This is a genomic window from Bifidobacterium sp. UTCIF-39, from assembly GCF_006408715.1.
Lineage (GTDB): Bacteria > Actinomycetota > Actinomycetes > Actinomycetales > Bifidobacteriaceae > Galliscardovia > Galliscardovia tissieri.
Window position 1 is genome coordinate 1 of sequence record NZ_JEOG01000045.1, and the last position, 1,192, is coordinate 1,192.

The 1,192-nt window shown below is 65.0% G+C and carries 1 protein-coding gene; it reads right to left on the bottom strand.

The window, feature by feature from the left end; all coding sequences use genetic code 11:
- Nucleotides 1-7 precede the first annotated feature (7 nt).
- The gene (locus EP30_RS10795; protein ID WP_140558676.1) at nt 8-1,114 is read right to left on the bottom strand and encodes an IS30 family transposase; all 1,107 of its coding nucleotides are present in this window, start codon (nt 1,112-1,114) and stop codon (nt 8-10) included.
- Nucleotides 1,115-1,192: the final 78 nt, after the last annotated feature.

Consider the following 1,192-nt stretch of genomic DNA (forward strand, 5'->3'; position numbering starts at 1 on the left):
CCCGGATTCAATTTGTAAGTGCAACACTCGTCTTTGGGTGGCTTGTCTTTGACATTACCTTGTCGAGCTCACGGTACCAAACCTCGTTGGGCGTTTCCCAGCCCAGGACCTTCAACGGGGTGTCGTTGATCTCCTGGACGATGGCCTGCAGGTCCTCGTCCGACAGGTCGTCGAAGCTGGTCCTCTTGGGCAGGTAGCGGCGGATGCGGCCGTTGCGGTTCTCGTTGGTGCCGCGCTGGTACGAGGAGTACGGGTCCGCGAAATAGGTGAGCATGCCCAATGCCTCGTCCACGAGCAGGTGGCAGGAGGATTCGGTGCCGTTGTCCCAGGTGCGGTCGATGCGCGCGGGCGCGGGGATGCGGCTGTAGATGTCGTATTCGGCGCGCGCGGTCGCCAGCGCGCTCTTGTCGGGGATGAACCGGGCGAACAGGCGGCGGCTCTTGCGTTCGACCTGCGTGTCGATGCACCGTTTCGAGGGGGCCGTGCCGATGACCGTGTCGGACTCGAAGTGGCCGAACTCATGCCGCGAGTCGACGCGTTTGGGCCGCTGCGCGATCGGCACGCGCATCGGGATCCTCGGCCCCTTCGACCTGCGGCCCTTGGCGCGCGTGCGGTGCCGTTTGCCTCGCGGCAGGTACTGCCTGAGGTCCAGCGTCTGCTGCGGTTTGGCGTAGATCCACTGGTAGAGGCACTCGTGGCTTACCCGCATGCGCGGGTCGTCCGGGAACTGGACCTTGAGCCGTCCCTCGATCCGTTCGGGCGTCCATCCCTTGCGCAACGCGTCCATCACCCATGCGAGCAGCGGCGAGTAGGACATGCGCAGGGGCTTGCGCGACCTGCGGGCGCGTGTCTCGGCCTTGCGCTGCGCGGTCATGGCCGAGTAGAACGGACGCGCCGTCCACGCGCCCGTCTTCAGGCGTTTCGGCCGGTACGGACGGTAGGAGTCGTTCTCGTTGGACGCGAACCACAGGCCGCGTTTGAGCTCGCGGCTGACGGTGGACTTGTCGCGGCCGGTCCTGCGGGCGATTTCGTTGACCCCGAGGCCGTCCCTGTTGCGCAGCTCGTCGATCCGGACGCGTTCCTCGGCCGACAGGTGGGAATACACTTTCTTCATGGGCGCAGCACCTTCCTGGGTTGAACTTGAACACTTCCAACCATAGAGCGGGTGTTGCGCTTCTATCTAGAACCCGGG

What these genes read in the sequence shown, in the direction of transcription:
- EP30_RS10795 (WP_140558676.1), bottom strand. Translation starts at nt 1,114, where the DNA reads ATGAAGAAAGTGTATTCCCACCTGTCGGCCGAGGAACGCGTCCGGATC.